The sequence below is a fragment of the Winogradskyella endarachnes genome (genome assembly GCF_009741275.1).
Taxonomy (GTDB): domain Bacteria; phylum Bacteroidota; class Bacteroidia; order Flavobacteriales; family Flavobacteriaceae; genus Winogradskyella; species Winogradskyella endarachnes.
In genome coordinates this window covers 1-2545 of sequence record NZ_WOWS01000016.1, presented here as the reverse complement: position 1 = coordinate 2545, position 2545 = coordinate 1, and the positions used below count along the sequence as shown (strand labels likewise).

Annotated in this window: 2 protein-coding genes; both read right to left on the bottom strand. The window is 33.7% G+C overall.

Annotated elements, in window-relative coordinates; all coding sequences use genetic code 11:
- The coding region (locus tag GN138_RS15830; protein WP_231743094.1) for a choice-of-anchor L domain-containing protein at window positions 1-2122 on the bottom strand (2122 nt) is incomplete at its 3' end.
- A gap of 244 nt (window positions 2123-2366) precedes the next feature.
- The coding region (locus GN138_RS16345) for an OmpA family protein (RefSeq protein WP_197429366.1) at window positions 2367-2545 on the bottom strand (179 nt) is incomplete at its 5' end.

Sequence of the window (2545 nt, the reverse complement as noted above, 5' to 3'; positions counted from 1 at the left end):
TTAAATAATAAGATACCTCGTAATTTGCCGCGGATTGGGTTCCTAAAATAGTTGCTGTCTGAGTACTTAGGTCAAATTCTTCAAAACCATCGTTACTTTCATCATCACACAATTCTAAATCTGATGCAGGGTTAATTATTGGATCTTCCAATAAGATTAATTCGAAAGACGTGGTATCAACGCAAGTTTGAGTAATATCTGCCAATCTAACCCAAATAGTTTGAGGATCAGATATGTTTGTATACGGACTGGTTAATGATCCAATATTATCTAAAGCATCTTGCTCAGAAAGGTGATAACTAACAATAAATTGAGTTGGGTCTTGACTCCCTAAAACGTCATCATCATTATCCGTTAAATTGAACTCTTCAAATCCCGTATCAGTACAAACAACCATATCTAATGCGGTATTGATGGTTGGATTTGCTCTAAATTCAATTAATATAGGATCCGCAGAACCTGTACACACACCAGAATAATCAAAATCAGCATAATAAATACCTGGTTCTGTTACGATTAACGTTGAAGATACTTCTCCTGGAATTTCAACATCATCTTTATACCAAACATGTACAGCTGCATCAAGACCTGTATCTAATAAAACCTCTGTACCATCACACTGAGCAGTATCCGCCTCAATAGTAATATCATCTCCTAATCCTCCACCTAAATTAAAACTTCCAGCTTTAATAAATACTCCTGAATCATATGTGTTATCTCGGTCATCAGCAACAACGAGTTTTATTGTGTAATTATCACCCGGAATTACATTTGCTTGAGCTGTAAAAACTGCCGTTCTACCATCAAATGATATTGGCGGACCATTATTTGGTGTATATGCCCCAAAATATTGATCATTAATTCCTCCACATGACGCTCCATTGTCTGGATGTATATTGGTAACCAATATAGGTGTATTAGTACCTGGCAATACAGCTAAATTTGTTGTAACACCAGCAGAATCTGTTAATAAAAACGCAAATGCATCAGAATATGTACATTCAAAACTTCCCATATCATATTCTTCAGATGCCATTAAAAAATCAAAACTAATACTATCTGCTAGTGGCACAAAATCAAACTGAATGTACGTAGCGTTATGAGAAGTAATACCAACTTCATTATCTAAATCTGCATCACCAGGCCAAGTATTAGAACCATCTCCCAAAAATGTATTTGGACCGCCAGCATCACCCGCTTCTCCACTAGTTAATAAAATTCCATCTTCAAATGGAAAATCAACACCATTACTATAAAAATAACCAATACCATTAGGTTCTGATGTACTGTAGTCTATACCTGTTATAGAAGATATATTTGAAACAGTAGCACAAGGACTATTTATTAGTACATCTTGTATTAATTGTTCAGTTGTAAATGTATTTTGGTCTACTTCTAGATTAGGACCTAAAACGAAAACTTGAATAGAAGTAGAATCTGTACAGCCTTGAGGATTATTATCGGTAACCGTTAATGTCACCGTGTAAGTACCTTCATTACTAAAGATGTTAGATACATTTTCGCCTGTTGCATAGTTTGAATCTCCAAAATTCCAATCATAGGTTGCATCGGTGCCATCTAGAGAAAAAGTTGCACTTCCAGAAAAATCAACACTATCTCCAGGTAAAATGCTTATTACTCCAGTATTATTTGCTTCAGGAACTGTACTATCTATTGAAGCTGTAATATCTTGACAAGGCATGGCACACAAAATATCAGCATCCCATCCTGTTGTATTACCGGAATCGTTAGTTGTAAATACAAATGTTAAACACCCTGAAGTATTAGAATCTGATGCAGATACGGTACCTGGTGACACAACGCCAGAATAGGTACCAATCAATGGAGCCGTAATATCATCTCCATCATATATTGTTAATACATCTTGATTTAATTGTGTGCTAAATTCTAAAAAATCTATAATAATAAAATCATCGGTACTTTGAGGGCAAATTGTTATTGTATAATCTTCATTATCTTCATAAGGTCCAAATTCACCTCCAGAATCATAAAACTTATCAGGCGCACAACGATTGAACGTACCATTTTGCATTGGAAGATCTTGAGAGTAACCTATCAATGTAAATAGAAATATTGAGAGAAAAAGTATTTTTTTTACCATAAATAAAATTTTAAAAAAAATAGTTTTGTTTAAAACTTACAGAAACACTGCTAGTAGTAACAAAAACGGAATGTAAATAAAATTCTTCAATGTCCCGTAGTTTTTTAATTCGCAAGAATGTTAATAAAGTTTAACTACAAAAAACTCCGATATACCGAACTAAAAATTTAAAAAACAAAGCCTATTTTTTATAGAATAGGCTTTAAATTAAAAATATTTGAGTTAGTTATTGGTTTAGACTATTTTATTGTTGTTCTGTATCTGTAACAATTAAAAATTCAGAACGTCTATTTTGTGCATGTTGTTCTTTAGTACAACCATTAGAGCAGTCTACTTTAGGTTCAGATTCGCCTTTACCTTCACCAGAGATACGAGATTCATCAATACCTTTAGAGATTACGTACTGTACGGTAGTTTTGGCTC